Source organism: Streptomyces sp. NPDC048479, assembly GCF_040651435.1.
Classification (GTDB): Bacteria; Actinomycetota; Actinomycetes; order Streptomycetales; family Streptomycetaceae; genus Streptomyces.
Window position 1 is genome coordinate 71,335 of sequence record NZ_JBEZKA010000011.1, and the last position, 17,362, is coordinate 88,696.

At 69.6% G+C, this 17,362-nt stretch carries 16 protein-coding genes and 1 pseudogene; 9 read left to right on the top strand and 8 right to left on the bottom strand.

All coding sequences use genetic code 11. The features are described 5' to 3' along the window. Nucleotides 1-73: 73 nt before the first annotated feature. The 5 genes and pseudogenes from AB0D12_RS18805 to AB0D12_RS18825 all read left to right on the top strand — a co-directional run. Nucleotides 74-220: pseudogene (locus AB0D12_RS18805) on the top strand (DedA family protein); the annotation flags it as partial. 11 nt (nucleotides 221-231) lie between these two features. Then, a complete protein-coding gene (locus AB0D12_RS18810) occupies nucleotides 232-822 on the top strand; it encodes a phosphatase PAP2 family protein (RefSeq protein ID WP_362683633.1) in 591 nt (196 codons plus the stop codon). Beyond that, entirely contained in the window at nucleotides 819-1,559 is a 741-nt protein-coding gene (locus tag AB0D12_RS18815; RefSeq protein ID WP_362683636.1) for a phosphatase PAP2 family protein, read from the top strand. The genes AB0D12_RS18810 and AB0D12_RS18815 overlap by 4 nt, the downstream gene beginning before the upstream one ends. Before the next feature lie 125 nt (nucleotides 1,560-1,684). After that, nucleotides 1,685-1,825: a hypothetical protein gene (locus AB0D12_RS18820; RefSeq protein WP_362683639.1), complete on the top strand. Its 141-nt coding sequence runs from the start codon at nucleotides 1,685-1,687 to the stop codon at nucleotides 1,823-1,825. Then, nucleotides 1,822-2,568, top strand: coding sequence for a DUF4118 domain-containing protein (locus AB0D12_RS18825; protein WP_362683642.1), 747 nt, complete (start codon nucleotides 1,822-1,824; stop codon nucleotides 2,566-2,568). Before AB0D12_RS18820 ends, AB0D12_RS18825 begins: the two co-directional genes overlap by 4 nt. A 66-nt stretch (nucleotides 2,569-2,634) precedes the next feature. Here the strand turns inward: AB0D12_RS18825 and AB0D12_RS18830 are convergent, their stop codons facing one another. The 6 genes from AB0D12_RS18830 to AB0D12_RS18855 form a co-directional block, all read right to left on the bottom strand. After that, nucleotides 2,635-3,879 carry a cytochrome P450 gene (locus tag AB0D12_RS18830; RefSeq protein ID WP_362683645.1) on the bottom strand — a complete coding sequence of 415 codons (1,245 nt, stop codon included), beginning with the start codon at nucleotides 3,877-3,879 and terminating at the stop codon, nucleotides 2,635-2,637. Continuing rightward, complete coding sequence (locus AB0D12_RS18835; RefSeq protein ID WP_362683647.1) at nucleotides 3,876-4,850, bottom strand: amidohydrolase family protein; 975 nt, start codon at nucleotides 4,848-4,850, stop codon at nucleotides 3,876-3,878. Before AB0D12_RS18835 ends, AB0D12_RS18830 begins: the two co-directional genes overlap by 4 nt. After that, nucleotides 4,847-5,731: an NAD(P)-dependent oxidoreductase gene (locus tag AB0D12_RS18840; RefSeq protein WP_362683650.1), complete on the bottom strand. Its 885-nt coding sequence runs from the start codon at nucleotides 5,729-5,731 to the stop codon at nucleotides 4,847-4,849. The genes AB0D12_RS18835 and AB0D12_RS18840 overlap by 4 nt, the downstream gene beginning before the upstream one ends. Beyond that, the gene (locus tag AB0D12_RS18845; protein ID WP_362683653.1) at nucleotides 5,728-6,066 is read right to left on the bottom strand and encodes an antibiotic biosynthesis monooxygenase family protein; all 339 of its coding nucleotides are present in this window, start codon (nucleotides 6,064-6,066) and stop codon (nucleotides 5,728-5,730) included. The genes AB0D12_RS18840 and AB0D12_RS18845 overlap by 4 nt, the downstream gene beginning before the upstream one ends. A 375-nt stretch (nucleotides 6,067-6,441) precedes the next feature. Continuing rightward, nucleotides 6,442-8,154 (bottom strand): SulP family inorganic anion transporter, encoded by a 1,713-nt coding sequence (locus AB0D12_RS18850; protein WP_362683656.1) that lies wholly within the window; start codon nucleotides 8,152-8,154, stop codon nucleotides 6,442-6,444. A 125-nt stretch (nucleotides 8,155-8,279) separates the two neighbouring features. After that, a complete protein-coding gene (locus AB0D12_RS18855) occupies nucleotides 8,280-8,918 on the bottom strand; it encodes a carbonic anhydrase (RefSeq protein ID WP_362684076.1) in 639 nt (212 codons plus the stop codon). Between the two features lie 259 nt (nucleotides 8,919-9,177). Between AB0D12_RS18855 and AB0D12_RS18860 the strand changes: the two genes are divergently transcribed. Next, on the top strand, nucleotides 9,178-10,023 hold the full coding sequence (locus AB0D12_RS18860) for a response regulator transcription factor (protein ID WP_362683659.1): 846 nt from the start codon (nucleotides 9,178-9,180) through the stop codon (nucleotides 10,021-10,023). Further along, nucleotides 10,020-11,477: a HAMP domain-containing sensor histidine kinase gene (locus tag AB0D12_RS18865; RefSeq protein ID WP_362683662.1), complete on the top strand. Its 1,458-nt coding sequence runs from the start codon at nucleotides 10,020-10,022 to the stop codon at nucleotides 11,475-11,477. The genes AB0D12_RS18860 and AB0D12_RS18865 overlap by 4 nt, the downstream gene beginning before the upstream one ends. A 162-nt stretch (nucleotides 11,478-11,639) precedes the next feature. On the opposite strand, the gene AB0D12_RS18870 is transcribed toward AB0D12_RS18865, so the two are convergent. Further along, entirely contained in the window at nucleotides 11,640-12,800 is a 1,161-nt protein-coding gene (locus tag AB0D12_RS18870) for a PP2C family protein-serine/threonine phosphatase (protein ID WP_362683665.1), read from the bottom strand. Between the two features lie 182 nt (nucleotides 12,801-12,982). Then, nucleotides 12,983-14,107: a hypothetical protein gene (locus AB0D12_RS18875; protein WP_362683668.1), complete on the bottom strand. Its 1,125-nt coding sequence runs from the start codon at nucleotides 14,105-14,107 to the stop codon at nucleotides 12,983-12,985. A 375-nt stretch (nucleotides 14,108-14,482) separates the two neighbouring features. Between AB0D12_RS18875 and AB0D12_RS18880 the strand changes: the two genes are divergently transcribed. Both AB0D12_RS18880 and AB0D12_RS18885 read left to right on the top strand, forming a co-directional pair. Continuing rightward, entirely contained in the window at nucleotides 14,483-15,958 is a 1,476-nt protein-coding gene (locus tag AB0D12_RS18880) for a cellulase family glycosylhydrolase (protein ID WP_362683671.1), read from the top strand. Nucleotides 15,959-16,040: 82 nt separating this feature from the next. Beyond that, the gene (locus AB0D12_RS18885; protein ID WP_362683674.1) at nucleotides 16,041-17,339 is read left to right on the top strand and encodes an alpha/beta fold hydrolase; all 1,299 of its coding nucleotides are present in this window, start codon (nucleotides 16,041-16,043) and stop codon (nucleotides 17,337-17,339) included. Nucleotides 17,340-17,362: the final 23 nt, after the last annotated feature.

Below are 17,362 nucleotides of genomic sequence, written 5' to 3' on the forward strand. Positions count from 1 at the left end.
GTCTACATCGCTGTAGTCAATCGGGCCGTCACTCCGACCGGCCCTGCCGACCATTATGGGAGCAGCCCACCATGGATACGCGCTTGGTTCCTCCGTCCCCAACGTCGACCGCTACCTATTGCCCATGGTGGCCGTGGTCGTGATGGTCTCCCTGGTCCCGCCGGCCGTAGAAGTGCTGCGGGCCCGCTCCCACCGCGCATCCGAGGGTGGTTCGCGTTGAGGCCGCTCGCCATGGACGGAAGCTCTCTCGACGGCGGGCCATACGTGTCCATCATCACTGTCGCCGGGAACGCACCTGCCTGGCTGGACTCGGTGCTCTCCGCCTGGTCCACCTACGGCCTCGCGCTGTTCGCCGTGCTCATGCTGGCGGCCTGGTGGCGCGTACGGCCCGGTGCCTCGCCGCGGACCGCCATGGCGCTGGCAGCCCCCCTCATCGTGGTCGCAGCGTTCATCGCCGACACCATGATCAAGTCGCTGGTGAGCGAGCAGCGGCCCTGCCGGACCCTGCACACCGTCACACTGGAGGCGTGCCCTCCCATGGGTGACTGGTCCTTCCCCAGCAACCACGCCGCCATCGCCGCCGCGGCAGCCGTAGCCATCTGGTTCACCCACCGCCGCCTCGGAGCCATCGCTGTCCCCGCGGCCTTGCTGATGGCATTCTCCCGTGTGTGGGTAGGAGCCCACTACCCCCACGACGTCATCGTCGGCCTGATCGTCGGAGCGGCCGTCGCCTGGCCACTGACACTGGCAGCGCGGCGCACCGCCCCACTCGTCGACCGCCTCCGCGACACCCCAATGCGCCCACTGGTAGCACCGCGATGAACGAAACAGCCCCGACGGCCAAGCGCAACCGCAGCACAGCCGTGCTGGGCATCGCGGTGCTGTGCGCGGCACTCTTCGCAGTGCTGGCCACGCTCGTCACACTCCACCACGGTCTGCCGTTGCCTGTGGACCAGAGCATGCACGTCTGGTCCGTACACCACCGCCCCGCAATCGCTGTCGCCCTCGCACGGGGCATGACCGCGACCGGCACCGGCGCCTTCCCGTATGCGTGCGCAGCGACCGCAGGACTCATAGCGGGACGCGACACACGCCGGCGCATATACATGGCGGCCGGCGCGATCGGATTCCTCGCCCTTGGCCAAGCCGTCCGCTCCGGCCTCCTCCACCTGATCGGGCGACCCCGGCCCGCTGCCGCAGACTGGGCCACGCACGCTTCCAGTTTCGCCTTCCCCTCCGGCCACGCCACCACCGCCGCGCTCATGGCAGGGCTGCTGGCCTGGGCCATCGCTCGTAGAGCCCGCCCCGCCCTCGCGCGCACCAGCTGCGTGCTCCTCATGGGCTGGGCCGTCGCCGTCGGGCTGAGCCGCATCTACCTCGGGGTGCACTGGCCCAGCGACGTCCTCGGCGGATGGCTGTTCGCCCTGGCCTGGCTCAGCCTCGGCGCGGCACTGGCCCCGGGCGTCGGACCGCCGCACGCTTGGCCGCCCGGTCGCCGCGTACGTACGGGAGTTGGCCGCGGCCGAGCCCGCCGCGTGGACCGCCGCGCGCATCCCTGAGGCTGAGCCCACTCATCTGTACCAGCGCATTCTGCGCGGCGCCGTCGTGGCGGCCGCGTGTCAGAGACCCGTCAAGGTCCGTGGGTCCGGTGGCCGGGCGGGGCTCCGGGGCGGACTCTGGCCTTGTGAGCGCAGAGAACGTGATCGGTCTCATCATCGCTGTGGGCCTGCACGGGTACCGCATGGCGGCGCTGATCTCCCAGGAAGTTCTGGACCATGAGGCGCAGAGCCATGCGGCGCAGCATCACGCGCGAGGTGGGCCATGAGAAATCCGCTTCGTGACTCGGGCGCGGTTGCGGCCGCCGTGATCGCCCCGCCGGCGGTGGCGGCCCTGCTGGTGCCGTTCCGTACGGACCTGACGCACGCGACCTCGGCACTGATTCTCGTCGTGGTCGTCGTGGCCGTCGCCGCGATCGGGAACCGCATGGCGGGAGCCCTTGCGGCGCTGTCGTGCGCCGTCTGGTTCGACTTCTTCCTCACCCAGCCCTACCAGACATTCACCATCAATGATGCCGACGACATCGAGACGGCTGTCCTGCTGCTGATCGTGGGCCTCGTTGTGTCGCAGCTGGCGGCCCGGGCCCGGCGACTGCAGGTGATCACGGTGACCGACGCCGGGTATCTCGCCCGGATCCACGAGACCGCGCAGCTCGTCCAGGCCACCGGTTCCTCCGACAAGGTCGTCGACCATGTCCGGCGGCAGCTCATCGACGTACTGGAGCTGCGGGACTGCCGTTTCGAGTACGGCAGTCTGCTCGGGCGGCCGCCGCGGCTGGAACAGGACGGCGATGTGTTCGTGGCGCGCAGGCGCTGGGACGTCGAGCGGCGCGGCTGGCCGGACGGCGAGATCGAGCTCCGGGCCCTCGCAGGCGGCCACTACCGCGGCCGGTTCATGCTTCAGCCCCGCCCCGGTGCCGTCCCTTCCCGGCAGGCACGGCTCGTCGCCGTGACCCTCGCCGACCAGACGGGCTCGGCCCTGGACACGGAGGGGCCGGTCCTGGAGCGCTGACCCGCAGGCGTCACAACGGATCCCTCGGCGACGGCACGAGGATGCCGACATCCCCCCCACTGTCGGTCACAACACAGCTGGTTCCAGCACGACGGGCAGCTCCGCGAGGCCGCGGAAGGCCGGGAACGGAACCACCATCCAGGGCGCCTCACGCGCGGGGTCGGCCAGAGCCACCCGCGGGAAACGGCTGAACAGACCGGTGAGAGCGAGTTGCATCTCCAGTCTGGCCAACGGCGCTCCCAGGCAGTAGTGAATGCCGTGCCCGAACCCCAGATGGGCACTTTGCGCGTTCTCCGATCGCGTCACATCGAACTGGTCCGGGGAGTCGAACTTCAGCGGGTCGCGGTTGGCCGAACTGAGCGCGATCTGAACCAGGGCGCCCTTCGGGATCCGCGTTCCGGCGATCTCTACATCCTCGGTCGCGAAGCGGAACGTCGCGCTCTCCACCGAGCCGTCGTAGCGCACCAACTCCTCCACCGCCTGGCCGACCAGCTCAGGGTTCTCCTGCACGGCGCGGAGCTGTGCGGGATGGGTGAGGAGATGGTAGACGGCGTTGCCGATGAGGTAGGCGGTCGTCTTGTGACCCGCGAACATCAGCAGAAACGCTGTCGAGATCAGCTCCTGCTCGGTGAGCCCGCCGTCTGTGTCCCGGGCTGCGGTGAGCGCGCTGAGCAGGTCGTCGCCCGGGCGGCTGCGCTTGCGTGTGAGGAGATCCGCGAAGTACGCGTGCAGACTCTCCTCAGCCTTCTGCTGGGCCTGCTTGGATTCCTTGCTGAACCCGGTGTGCGCCACCGTGGTCGACCAGGTCTGCACCTGCGACCGCTCGTCCGGCGGCACGCCGAGCAGTTCGCAGATCACGGTGATCGGCAGCGGGAAGGCGAACGCGGGCAGCAGGTCGACCGGTTCCCGGGTCGAGCATCCGTCCAGCAGCGTCTCGACGATGTCCTGGATCTGCGGCCGCAGCGACTCCACACGGCGCGGGGTGAACTCGGAGTTGACGAGCTTGCGCAGCCGGGTGTGCTTGGGCGGGTCGGCGTTGAGCATGTGATCGTCCAGTGCCACGGACGAGTCACCGAAGATCCTTCGGTAGGCGTCCATGGCTCCGTACATGTCCTTGCTCAGTCGCGGATCCGCCAGGGCGGCCCGCGCGTCCTGGTACCGCGTGATCAGGTACGTGTCGATCCCGTGCGGCGGCCGCATGGGGCAGACAGGCGCCGTTTCCCTGAGGTTCGCGTAGACGGGGTGCGGGTTCCGGCGGAACTCGGGGGTGCACCGCTCGGCTGCGGTGGCTGGGTCATCCACTGTGGTCACGGACGGCTCCTGAGGTCGAAGATGGCCTCGGCGTTGCCGCCGAGGATGAGCTGCTGCGACGTCTTGTCGATCGGCAGCTTCTCGATCATGCGCATGAACTCCTCCAGGGGCACGGACATCGGCGGCGAGTCAGTGCCGAACAGCATCCGCTCCGGCCCCAGTACCTCCGCGTTGAGGCCCAGGTGCGCCGGGCTGAACGTGCTGGTGTCGACATACATGCGCTGTAGCGCAGCGCCCGGGTCGGCCGCCGGCGGGGCGGAGGGCGGCGTCGGGGCGGAGGGCTGCCCCGCCGGCGGGCCCCCGCCCCAGTGCCGGGGACGCGCCGCTGTCTGCAGGCGTTCCGACAGCAGTGCCAGCGCGCCGCCGCCGGTGGCACCGATCAGTCGCAGGCCGGGGTACTTGTCCAGCCACCCCGCGAACGCGATCATGGCCATGCCCATCGAGACGTCGCCGAACCGGCCGATCTGCTCGACGAACCCGAAGTCGTCGACCCGTTCCGTGCCGATCGGTTCGGCCGGGGCGTGCACCAGGACCGGCACTCCCGTCTCGGCGGCCAGCGCGAAGAAGGAGTCGGCTCGCGGCGAGCCGAGCAGCTCGCCGTGGACACTGGATGTGGTGATCAGGCCGACGAAGGCGGGGTCCGCCAGCGTCTCGCGTACCCCATCCAGGTGATCGTCGTCGCCGAACGGGTTGGCGTAGACATACCCGCGCAACTGGTCGGGGAAGGATCCGATCAGGCCCGACATCCAGTCGTGGAAGCCGCGCAGCCGGTCCCGTGGTTGCGCGTAGTTGTCGACGCCCGGGACTCGCGCCATCGCTCCGGCGCCGACCGGACTGCCGATGATGGTGAGGTCGATCCCCGCCTCGGCGCGGGCGGCGAGCATCCCGTCGACGTCGGTCAGGCTGGGGGGCATGGGGAAGCGTCGGGCTGCCTCCGGTGGGGACAGATGTCCGTGAATGTCGATGATCATGTGCGAGGTCCCGGGTTCGGTGTGAGTGCGTGGGCGACCGCGACGCAGTCCTCGTCGCCGCGTCCCTGCTCGGTGGCGCGGACGTGGGTCTCCGCGGCTGCGGCGGCGAGCGGAAGCCGCAGTCCGGCCGCCGCGGCCTGGTCCGCGACGAGCATGAGGTCCTTGGCCATCAGGCGCAGCCGGAAGTCGGGCTTGTCGAAGCGCCCGGCTGCCAGGCGTTTCGACTTGAACGCCATGACCGGCGAGGCGAAGCCGCTGCCGGCGATCGTGCTGAGGACGAGCTTCCGGTCGAGTCCGGCGGCGGCCGCCAACTCGACGGCCTCGGCCAGAGCCTGCACCTCGATCCCCATCAGCAGGTTGAGGAGCAGCTTCATCCGCATGCCGGAACCGAGTTCGCCGAGGTGGACGACCTCCTTGCCCAGCAGTTCGAGCAGCGGCCGTCCCGAGGTGAAGACCCGCTCCTCGCCGCCGACGAAGAGGCGCAGCTCGCCGGTGCGGGCGTGCTCCCGGTTGCCGAGCATGCCGACGTCCAGAACGGAGTGCGTGTCCCCGGTGAGGCGGACGACCTCGTCGGGGGCGACTGTGCTGGCGCAGACCAGGGCGCCGGGGTACGGGCCCCCGGCCAGGACCCCGTCCGGTCCCCGCAGCACGGCTCCGAGGGCTTCGCCGTCGGACACGGTGCAGATGGCAGCGCTCGTGCCCTCGACGGCATCGGCCGGATGGGCTGCGGCGAAGGCGCCGGCCCGGGCGAGCGGCGCGGTCCGCTCCGCAGTGCGGTTCCAGACCCGTACCTGAATGCCCTGGTCAAGAAGGCGGGTGGCCAGGCCGGTTCCCATCGTGCCGAGACCGAGGACGGCGACAGGGCCGTCGGGGCGCTTCATGCCTTCCCTCCCACGGTCTCCTGGATGACCCGGAACCGCAGCGACTGGGTCTCGTCGACCCACTCGCGCAGCGGAGCCACCAGTACGCGGTGGTCCTCGCCCTGCTGCCAGGCGAAGAAGTGCTCGGGTGTCTCCCACTCGCTGGTGATCACCCACTGGCGGGAGCCGTCGAGCGGTTCCCCCAGTCGGTCGATGAGATGTCCGGGGACGCGGGCGACGGACTTGCGTATTCGCTCGTACACGTCCAGAAACCCTTGCTCGCCGCCCTCGATGACGTGGACCGCGTACACGACGGACAACCGCTCGGCCGATTGGCCCTTCTGCGCAGTGCTCATGTCTCCTCCTGATGGTGAGATCTGGCAGAACACGACTCCAACCGACTCATGGCTCCCGTGGCCACGCAACTCCGACGTGGGGACAGCCCAACGGAGACAAGGGCTTCCCGACGGTTGCTAGCCCGTACGGGTGAGAGTCGAATGGCCCTTTTCGGAGGCGGTCCTGGACGCCTGACGCCCCGTCAAGGGGGACCCGCTTGCCCCTTGACGATCAGCTGCGGCCACGCTGCCGCGACGCCGGCTCGTCCCGGAGGACGGCAGCCCGGCGACGCAAGCTGAATCGAGGCCAGGGAGCTTGCGCGACATTCCTGTGCTGCGGTGGTGCTGGAGCCCCCAGCCTCCGGTGACGGCCCGCCTTCGGCTGGGGCGACCCGGTCAGCGCATTCGCACCCGGGACCCGTATCCCTCCGCCGAGACGGCCGAGTCCGCCGCGTTCGGTGTGTCCGGGCGCAGCAGCTCCACGCGTACGTCCGAACCTCGGTGCTGTGCCACGAACTCGTCCACCTGGCTGCGACAGGCGTGGTCCCAGTGCGCCACGGCGGTCAGATCGAGCCGTACCCTCGGCTTCCCGGCGGCGGCGACCGCCTCCAACGCGTCGATCAGCTTCGGCAGCCGCAGGAAGGTCATATTGCCCGCCATGACCAACTTCGCGGTGTCACCCTCCACGCTGGTGCGTACCGACGTCTGTGACATCCGCAGCGCGGCCAGCACAATGCCCGCCGCCAGACCCACCAGGACGCCTTCGAGCAGAGCGGTGGCGACGATCGCGACCGTGGTGAGGGTCATCACCACGAGCTCGCCGCGGTCCTGCCGCCACATCTTCGGGAATTCCTCCGGTGCGAACAACTTCCAGCCGCTGTGCACCAGCACACCGGCCAGTACGGAGATCGGGATGAGAGCCAGCACACTCGGCAGCAGCAGGGCGAACGCGAGCAGCCACAGGCCGTGCAGCGTGCGGGACAGCCTGGTCCTGGCGCCTGCCTGCACATTGGCCGAGCTGCGTGCGACAACCGCAGTCATCGGCAGCGCGCCGAGGAAGCCGCAGAGGGCGTTGCCGGCCCCCTGGGCGATCAACTCGGAGTTGTAGCGGGTGCGTTCGCCGGAGTGCATGCGGTCCACGGCAGCTGCGGTGAACAGGCTCTCCGCCGAGGCGATGATGGTGAAAGTGACCACTGTGGTCAGTACCGAGCCACTGGCCAACGCTGCGAACTGCGTCGGTCCCGGGAAATGTACGGATGCCAGCAGGTTGCCGACCTGAAGCGTGGCGATCCGGACCCCCGGCAGCGAGGCCACCGCCATACCGCCCGCCACCGCAACCAGTGCGGGCGGCACCTTCCTCACCGGACCCGGCAACTTCTTCCACAGGAAGCTCAGCACGACGGTGGCCAGACCGAGCCCGGCCGCGATCGACTTCTGCGGATCGGCCGTGGTGTTGGCGATCAACTCCGGAATGCCCAGCATGTTTTCGACCGGCTTGCCGATGGCCTTGGCGTCGGCCAGCGGATACGCCTGGCTGAACATCAGCGGCAGCCCGATCCCGGCCAGCATGCCCTGCACCACGGCTATGGAAATCGCCTGGAACATCCGGCCCAGCCGGATCAGCCCGAGCCCGATCTGCAGTACCCCGGACGCCAGCACGATCACCCCGAGCGTGGCCAGGCCGTGCTCCACCACCGCCTCCGCGACCAGTGCCGCCAGACCGGCCGCGGGGCCGCTCACCTGAAGGGTGCTGCCGCGCGCCATACCGACCACCAGGCCGCCGACGACCCCGGAAATGATGCCCAGTTCGGGCGGCGCGCCAGAGGCCACGGCCACGCCGATGCACAGGGGGAGGGCGACGAGAAAGACGACGAAGGAGGCGGTGATCTCGGTGGCGAGATCCACCTTCTGAAGAGTCCTGCCCTTATTCCCGCCGGGCGGCTGCGGTCGTCGTGACGGCGGCGGTGGTTGTGGGGGTGGTGTTCCGTGCGAGGGGGGCGCATCGCCGTACGCGTCGTACGAACCGTTGGCGTCGTACGAACCGTCGGCGTCGTACGAACCGTTGGCGTCGTACCGAGACGGCCCTGCGATGTCGGGTGTGGACGGCATCGCCTGCGTAGGACTCGGTCCGCGCACGGAGCGCTGGGCCCGGTGCCGGCCGCCTGGGGCCCTGCCCTGGCGCCGCTTGCTGCCGTGGCCCTGGCCGTACCCGGAATCCTGTTCCTGACCGGGGCTCAGCATGCGTGCACCCGGAAGGTGTTGCCGTCCTCGCTCAGTTCCCAGAGCTCGCCCGTGTCCACCTCGTAGTACCAGCCGTGCAGCCGCAGCATGCCTTGCGCCAGCCGTCGCCGGGTCGCCGGGTACTCCCGCAGCGCAGTCAGCTGTACCCGCACGTTGAGCTGTGCCAGTTCTGTCAGGCGTGCGGCTTCGCTCTCGCCGGAGGAGTTGACCGAACCGGCCGGCTCGCGGTCCAGCACGGGAGCCAGCCCCGGCCTGGCGACCTCCAGCCAAGCCCCCACGCGAGGCAGTGTGGAGAAGTCGTTGCCGGAGGACAGCGCGCCCATCGCGCCGCAGTGCGAGTGCCCGCAGACGACGATGTCACGGACGTCCAGCACCTCCAGCGCGTACTCGACCGTGGCGGCCTCGCCGGACACGAGATGCTGTCCGAAAGGCGGCACGATGTTGCCGGCATTGCGTATTTCGAAGACTTCACCGGGCCGTGCACCCGTGATCAACGCGGGTATGACGCGGGAATCAGAACAGGCGATGAAGAGTGCCTGCGGAAATTGCCCCTCGGCGAGTTTCCGATATGTGTGGCTTTCGAAATCAACCCGGCGTCGGAACGACCGGGCGCGCTCGAGCAGAGCCTTCATGGTGCCTCCCCAGTGGGTGGTCATGGCCTGGACCTGGCTCAACACCGTAGAGAGGGTGATGCAAGGCGAAGGTTAGAGGAACACTAGAGCCACGTCAGAATCGGGCAGGACGCTGTGACCTGTCTCCCAATGTCCGTGGACGCGGGTGCCGTCGATTTCAATCAATGTACGGTGATCGTCCCGGGTGCGGACTATCGGGAATTCATGTTGTGAGGATTTACTCAGGATTTACTCTGCATTCACGGGAAGACGGAACTCAATGACCCTGCGGGCCTTGCTCATCGAGGACGACGAGACGATCGCCGAACCCCTTGTGGAGGGCCTCGGCCGCTACGGCCTGACGGTGAGCCACGTGTCCACGGGCGCCGCCGGGCTGCAAGGCCCGTACGGCGACATCGTCCTGCTTGATCTGGGGCTGCCCGATATGGATGGCATCGACGTCTGCCGCGGCATCCGCCAGGTCTCCGACGTGCCGATCATCATGCTCACCGCACGAGGAACGGAGGCCGACCGGGTGCTGGGCCTGGAGCTGGGCGCCGACGACTACCTGGCGAAACCAGTCAGCATCCGGGAGTTGATCGCACGCATCCGGGCCGTGACCCGCCGCACCGCAGCATGGTCGGGTGCCGCGCCTGCCGCGGAAGCCGCCAACGGCGCCGGGGCCTTACCGCGGGCGGCTGTGGCGACCCCGCCCGCTACAGCATCCGACTGGGGGTTGGGGGCATCTGCGTGGCAGGACCCCGAACCCTCGCCCGTACCCGGACGCATAGCGCCGCAGTCCTCCCCGACCGGGGCGCTGGTTGTCGACCGCCGCACCCGCGAGGTCTGGATCGGGGAAAGGCCGATCATCCTCACCCCCAAGGAGTTCGATCTGCTGGCCCTCCTGGCCGAGGACCCCGGGGCGGTCTACTCGCGCCAGGAGATCCTTGACCGGGTCTGGGATCTGCACTTCCACGGCCCCACGAAGACCCTGGACGTCCATGTCGCCACGTTGCGGCGCAAGTTGGGTGACCCGGCCTGGATCCAGACCTTGCGCGGGGTGGGCCTGCGCCTCGCCGTACGCCCCCGCACCGACACCAACCACCCGGAATCACAGCCCCGATGACACGCCGACTGCTGCTCAGTTATCTGACCCTCGCGGCCCTCGTCCTCATCTGCCTGGAGTTCCCACTTGGCTACGTCTACACCCGGGCCGAGCGTGAGCGCGCCACCAACGCCGCCACGGAAGAAGCGGAATCGGTTGCCGACTACGCTGCCCTCTCCCTCACCTACGGCCGTCCCAAGGAACTCGCCGAACGGGTCGGCGTCTGCGCAGAACGCATCGGTGGCCGAGTCCTGGTTGTGGACAGCAGTGGCACCCTGCTCGCCACCTCGCACCCGCTCAGCCGCGACCAGCAGGCCGGACTCGCCCAGCACCCGGAGATCGCTGCCGCGCTGCTCGGTGGTGACGGAGCCAACGTACGCACCTCCACCATCGGCGGCGTCCAGTGGCTCTCGGTCGCCGTTCCGGTACGGCACGGTGCGACGCTTCACGGCGCCGTACGCCTCACTGTCCCCACGGACGCGATCGCGAACAACGTCCACCGGGTGTGGCTTGTGCTGGGACTTGGCGGGTTCGGAGTGCTGGCCGTTGTAACCATGGCCGCCTTCGCGCTGGCCCGCTGGATTGGCCGCCCGATCCTCGAACTGGAGCGCGCCGCCCGCACCTTGGCCGGCGGCAGCCTCTCCACCCCGGCCTCCGTCACCACAGGACCGCCCGAAGTACGCAGCCTGGCTGCCACTTTCAACCGCACGGCCGCCCTACTGGAGCATCTGCTCGCTGCACAGAGCGCCTTCGCGGGCGAGGCGTCTCACCAGTTGAAGACCCCGCTGGCCGCGCTGCGGCTGCGCCTGGACAACATGGAACCCGGCATCCCGCCCCACATGCGGGGCAACCTGAACGCGGCGATGACCGAAACCGACAGGCTGGCCAGAATGGTCGAGGGCCTCCTCGCCTTTGCCCGGATGGAGGAGACCGCGCTCACGCCTGAACCCGTCGACCTGGACCGGGTACTGCAGGACCGCACCCTCGCCTGGTCCGGGCTGTACGCCCGGGCGGGCGTCCGCCTCGTCCTCAAAGGCAATCCGGTCGGCACCGCCCTCGCGGTGCCTGGCGCCCTTGAGCAGATTCTGGACAACCTGCTCTCCAACGCCCTGCGCGTCGCCCCCACGCGCAGCGTGGTGACCGTCTCCCGGTGGCTCTCGGCCACCGCGGCGGAGCTGCACGTCGAAGACCAGGGTCCAGGTATGACCGCCGAGCAACGCAGCCGCGCGTTCGACCGCTTCTGGCGCGCCCCCGACGCCCCCAAGGGCGGCACCGGCCTCGGCCTCGCCCTCGTTCAGCGCCTCACCCTGGCCAGTGGCGGCGAGGCTCTGCTCCTCCCCGCCCCGGGCGGCGGCCTCAGGGCCGTCATCCGCCTCCAGCCCGCGACGCCCCGGCGCTCCAACGGCTTGCCGAGCCTCCCGCACCCCCGCCGCCGCCCGGCGGTAGGCGCGTGTACGGCTGCGGGGAAGCGGTGAGACCGGCCCGTCGCCGAACGCGATTGCCCGGCCCCGGTTCTGGGGTCGGCGTGCAGGTCCAGACGCCGCCTCGCGCCCACGTCCCGGCCCGGCCAACGCGGTGCGGGGCACGCCGTCGGCCCCGTGCACAAGCGGCCGCCGTGGATTCGCGGTTATGGCCGCCTACAGCTCGCTGCTGTGGTCACGTGCCCCTTTGCTGCTCATGTCTGCAGGCAGACGCTCGATCGCCACCATGGCCGCGTCGTCGTCCAGATATCCGCCCGCATGGCTGAGCAGGTCGTTGCACAGGTAACTCAGGAGGGCGCGAGGTCCCTCGCCGGACCAGACGGTCACCCGGTCAGCCAGGGGGTAGAACGTGCCGGCCTTGTTGCGGGCCTCGATGACACCGTCCGTGTAGAGCAGGACGATGTCGCCGAGCTCGAAGGCAAAGACTTCGGCGGCGAAGGCGGACTCCACGAATTCGGTGAGGCCCAGAGGCGGTGCCGGGTGGCGAACTTCGAGCGGGGTGACCTGGCCACCACGCAGCAGCAGGGGTGGAGGGTGGCCGCAGTTGATCACGTGCAGGGCCGACTCGTCGTCGGGGACGTCGAGCACAGCAGCGGTGATGAATGTTTCGCTGTAATCCTCCATGTCGCTTCCAGGGGCTCCGGGGTCGGTCAGGTCCGAGGAGACGGTTCGCTCCAGATAGGCCACCAACACCGGGAGGTCGGCCTGCTGGTGGGCGGCGGCCCGGAAGGCGCCGAGGAGGAGGGCGGCGTCTCCGATGGCCTCCAGGCCCTTGCCCCGCACGTCACCGATGATGAGCCTGGTTCCCTGGGCTGTGCGGGCGGCGGCATACAGGTCGCCGCCGATCTGCGCCTCGGCTTCGGCGGCCAGATACACGGAGGCGATGCGCAACGAGCCGATCCGGTGGGGAAGCGGCCGCAGCACTACTTCCTGTGCCGCCTGGGCCACCCAGCGCAGCTGGGTCAGTTCCTTCTCGTGCCGTTCCCGCAGATGGGCGAGGAAGGTCACGAACACCGAGATCAGGATCAGAGCGATGATCTGGAAGGTGTGGTTCAGGTCGGTGAGGCTGGTGCGCGTCATCGCGACCACGGCCTGAGCCAGCACGGCGACCGCGCCGACTAGGCCCGTCGTCCGAGGACCCGCGAAAGACGCCGTGATAGCGGGAGCGGCGACCAGGAAAGGGCCGAGGTGGACATCGGGTGGAGCCAGGGTGTCGACCACCGTCACGATCGCGATCAGCGCGAGCGGTACCGCCACCAGCGCATGCCCCTGCTTCCATGACCAGCGCTCATCCCCACGGAGTCGTCGAGAGCCCATGAACCCTGAATACACCGCACCACGGCCGAGCGCCGCGCGCCCTGCCGTGGCGTGCTGCTGGAGAGCCGCACTCCGAGCGACCCGGCCGAGCCGAGACGCGCTGCGTCCTCGCCGCCGGGCTCGCCCGCATGGCCGCTGAGGGGCACAAGGGTCCGGCGCTGACGGTTCTCTCGCCGGGCTCGCTACGCCTGGCCGGCGTGCAGGCTCTCCAGGCGCCGCTGGAGCACCTGCAGTGCCCCGCGCTGACGGCCCGGGACACCCTGGCGCAGCCTGACGAGCGCCGGCGCGAGTGAGCGTGCCCGGGGCAGATCGCGGATCTGTTCCCATTGGTGGTGGGCCCGGTCGACCGCCCCTTCGACATCGGGATCGTCCGGGGCCTGCCGACGCGTCAGCCGGGCTTCGGCGGCGGCCATCCACAAATCGCAGCTGAGACCGGGATCCCGGGCGAGCCGGGCGAGATCGGCCCGGACCTCCAGCCAGTGGATGGCCTGCACCGAGCCGGGGCCGTGGGTCCGTAGCTCCTGCTGTTCCCAGGCCGCGGCCGCCGCCGCGGCCTCGGCGTGCCGCCCGGCCTGCGCGGCGGCGAGAATCGCCGGATGCGGGTCGGATGCCACTGCGGCCCGCGCGGCCGGGACGCCCGCGGGGGGAGGAGTGCCGATCGTGAGCAGCAGCGCGTCGTCGGCGCCGGCCCGCGCCGCAGCCTGTTCGTGCAGCGTGGCACGGTCCGGCCGTGCGCCGCTGCGCCAGATTGCCGCACACGCCTTCAGATAGGCGGGGTCCGCGGTCCCGCGGCGTGGGGACGCCGGCGCGATACGGCCGTAGAGACGGACGCCATGCCCGAGGGCGAGGCCTTGCGCCGCGATGTGCTGCCACGCCTGGGCATCGGCGACCAGATCGACGACCACGGTCGTGGTGCCCGGACGCCGGATGGCCAGTTCGCCCGCGAGCCAGTGCCAGGGAAGAGCCGTGTAGCGCATGGTCGTGGGTGTCGTCCGGGCGAGCGCGAGATGCAGGAGCCGCTGCCTGCGGTCCAGCTGCAGCTGCCCGGCGATGTACAGGGACAGCGGCCCTTCCGCGGTCGCGGTGGCCCGGATCCGGGTGAGTACGGTCTGGGGGTCGAGCGGATCGGCGAGCTCGATCACGGTCGCGGCCGGTGTGCCCGTCAGCGCGCTGGGCGGTACGGCGGCGAGCGCGGGCAGCACCGAACTCGCGTCGATGAGACGGCCCTTGCCGACCGGGGCGGCTGCGATGAGCAGTGCGGTTCCCGGTTCTGCTGTGTCCCCTCCGTTGATCACCACAACCAGCACCGTAGCCGACGCCGCCGCGACCGAAGCCGAACCCGTAGCCGAATCCGCCCGCAGGGTGCGATACACCCTGGCCGCAGGCCTCCGGCCGTGATCGAGCTCGCCGGAGCCCGCGGCCCGGCACAGCGGCCGGGCGGCAGCGCATACGGGCAGGGCTGTACGAGTCGTACGGCACCCACGCGCCGCCGTTTCTTGTCATGGCCCTTGCAGAGCGGGGTGGACGCTGCTATTCCGATGGTTAGGAAAGTTTCCTTCCAGTCGTGTCCGTCAGGCAGCCGAATCCGTTGGTCCGTCGTATCCGCCAGTCAGTTTCAACCGCCGGTCAGTTCTGTCCGGCAGTCAGTCCCGCCCCCACCAGCCCAGGCAAGGGAGACCCCCATGAGACCGGCACGGTTCTGGTTACGCTCGCTCGGCGGCGTCGGCACCCTCGGCGCGGCCCTGCTCCTCGGCCTCACCGTAGCGCCCACAGCCCCGGCCGCCCCTGCGGCGTCCGTGGCCCCGGCAACTGCCGCCGTCACCCACGAGGCCGAGAACGCGGTCATCTCGCAAGGTGTCGTCGAGTCCAATCACGCCGGCTTCACCGGCACCGGCTTCGTCAACTACAACAACAGCACCGGCAGTTACGTCGAGTGGACGGTGGACGCCGCCCAGGCCGGCAGCACCTCGCTGACTGTCCGCTACGCCAACGGCACCACCGCCAACCGTCCGATGGACATCACCGTCAACGGCGCCGTCGCCGCCGCGAAGCGCGCCTTCCCCGGCACCGGCGCCTGGACCTCCTGGGTCACGACCACCGTCACTGTCGACCTCAAGGCCGGCGCCAATATCATCCGGGCCACCGCAACCACGGCCAACGGTGGTCCCAACGTGGACCATCTCGCTGTCGAAACGGGCGGACCGGCCCCCGGCGGCAAGACTCCCGTCGCGATCAACGGACAGCTCAAGGTCTGCGGCACCAAGCTCTGCAACCAGTACGGCAAACCCGTTCAGCTGCGCGGCATGAGCACTCATGGTCTGCAGTGGTACAGCCAGTGCGTGACCTCCGGCTCACTCGACGCCCTGGCCACCGACTGGAACGCAGACGTCCTGCGCATCTCCATGTACATCCAGGAGGGCGGCTACGAGACCAACCCGCGCAAGTTCACCGACCTGGTCCACTCGATCATCGAGCAGGCCACCGTGCGCGGGCTGTACGCGATCGTCGACTGGCACATGCTCAGCCCCGGCGACCCGAATGTGAACCTCTCCCGCGCCAAGACGTTCTTCACCGAGATCTCGCAGCGCCACGCCAACAAGAACAACCTCCTGTACGAGATCGCCAATGAGCCCAGCGGTGTGAGCTGGTCGAAGATCAAGAGCTACGCCGAGCAGCTCATTCCGGTCATTCGGCAGAACGACCCGGACACCCCGATCCTGGTCGGCACCCGCGCCTGGTCATCCCTCGGCGTCTCCGAGGACTCGGACGAGACCGAGATCGTGAACAACCCGGTCAACGCCTCCAACATCATGTACACATTCCACTTCTACGCGGCCTCGCACGGCACCGAGTACCTCAATACGCTCTCCCGTGCCGCCGACAGACTCCCCATGTTCGTCACCGAGTTCGGCACCCAGACCGCCTCCGGCGACGGCGGGAACAACTTCACCAGGGCCCAGCAGTACATCGATCTGATGGCGAGCAAGAAGATCAGCTGGTCCAACTGGAACTACTCCGACGACGAACGCTCCGGCGCTGTCTTCAAGGAAGGAACCTGCAACAAGAACGGTCCCTGGACCGGCACCGGACAGCTCAAGCCCGCCGGTGTCTGGGTCCGCGACCGGGCCAGGACCCCGGACGACTTCCCGACAAGCTGACACCGGCTCCGTATGTACCCCGCCCGCCCATGTGATCCCATGGCCGGGCGGGGCGTACTGAAAGACAGGAGCAGGAGCAGCAGTGACCAGCTATCGCCAGCCGGGAATCATCCTCACCGACCGGCACTTCACCGTCCCGCTCGACCACGCCGATCCGGCGGGGGAGCAGCTCGAGCTGTACGGCCGCGAAGTCGTCGCGAGCGGGCGGGCCGGCGCGGATCTGCCCTGGCTGGTCTATCTGGAGGGCGGCCCCGGCTTCGGTGCCCGCCGCTTCATCGGCAAACAGGCGTGGCTGGGACGGGCCGTGCAGGAGTACCGGGTGCTGCTCCTCGACCAGCGTGGTACCGGCCGCTCCACTCCGCTGAACCGCCAGACACTGTCGCTGCGGGGCGGACCGCAGGCCCAGGCCGACCATCTCGCGAACTTCCGGGCCGACAGCATCGTGCGCGACTGCGAGACGATCCGGCCGCGGCTCACCGGCGGCGCGCCGTGGACCGTACTCGGCCAGAGCTTCGGCGGATTCTGCGCCACGCACTATCTCTCCACGGCGCCAGAGGGCCTGCGCACGGTGCTCGTCACCGGCGGTCTGCCCTCCCTGGACGCCGGCGCCGAGGACGTCTACCGAGCCGCGTACCCCCGCATCCAGCGCAAGGCCGAGGCCCACTACGCCCGCTACCCGCAGGACGTGGAACGGGCCCGCCGTATCGCCGCGCACCTCGCGGAGCACAAGATCGTGCTGCCAGGCGGCTACGCCCTCACGCCCGAGGCCTTCCAGTCACTCGGCATCCTGCTCGGCGGCGGGGAGGGCAGCCACCAGCTGCACTATCTGCTGGAGGACGCCTTCGTCCGTACGGGAGCGGGGTACGAACTCTCCGACGCGTTCCAGGAGGGCGTGCTCGCCACCCTCTCGCACGCCGCACATCCCCTGTACGCCGTACTGCACGAAGCGATCTACGCCCAGGGCGCGGTGCCGACCGCCTGGGCGGCCGAACGGGTCCGGGCCGAATTCCCGCAGTTCGACGCTGCCACAGCCCTGGCCGGTGACGGGCCCCTGCTGTTCACCGGGGAGACCGTCCACCCCTGGCACTTCGAGGTGGACCCAGTGCTGCGCCCGCTGCGCGAGGCCGCCGAACTCCTCGCCGCGCGCACCGACTGGACCCCGCTGTACGACCCGGCCCGGCTCGCCGCCAATCGTGTGCCGGTGGCAGCGGCCATCTACCACGACGACATGTACGTCGACACGGAGCACTCGCTGCGCACGGCGCGCACCATCCGCGGACTGCGCACCTGGGTCACCGACGAGTACGAGCACGACGGGGTGCGGGCGGGCGGTCCGCGCGTCCTCGACCGGCTGCTCTCCCTCGCCCGCGCGGAGCTCTGACGCGCATTCAGCGCCGTATCCTG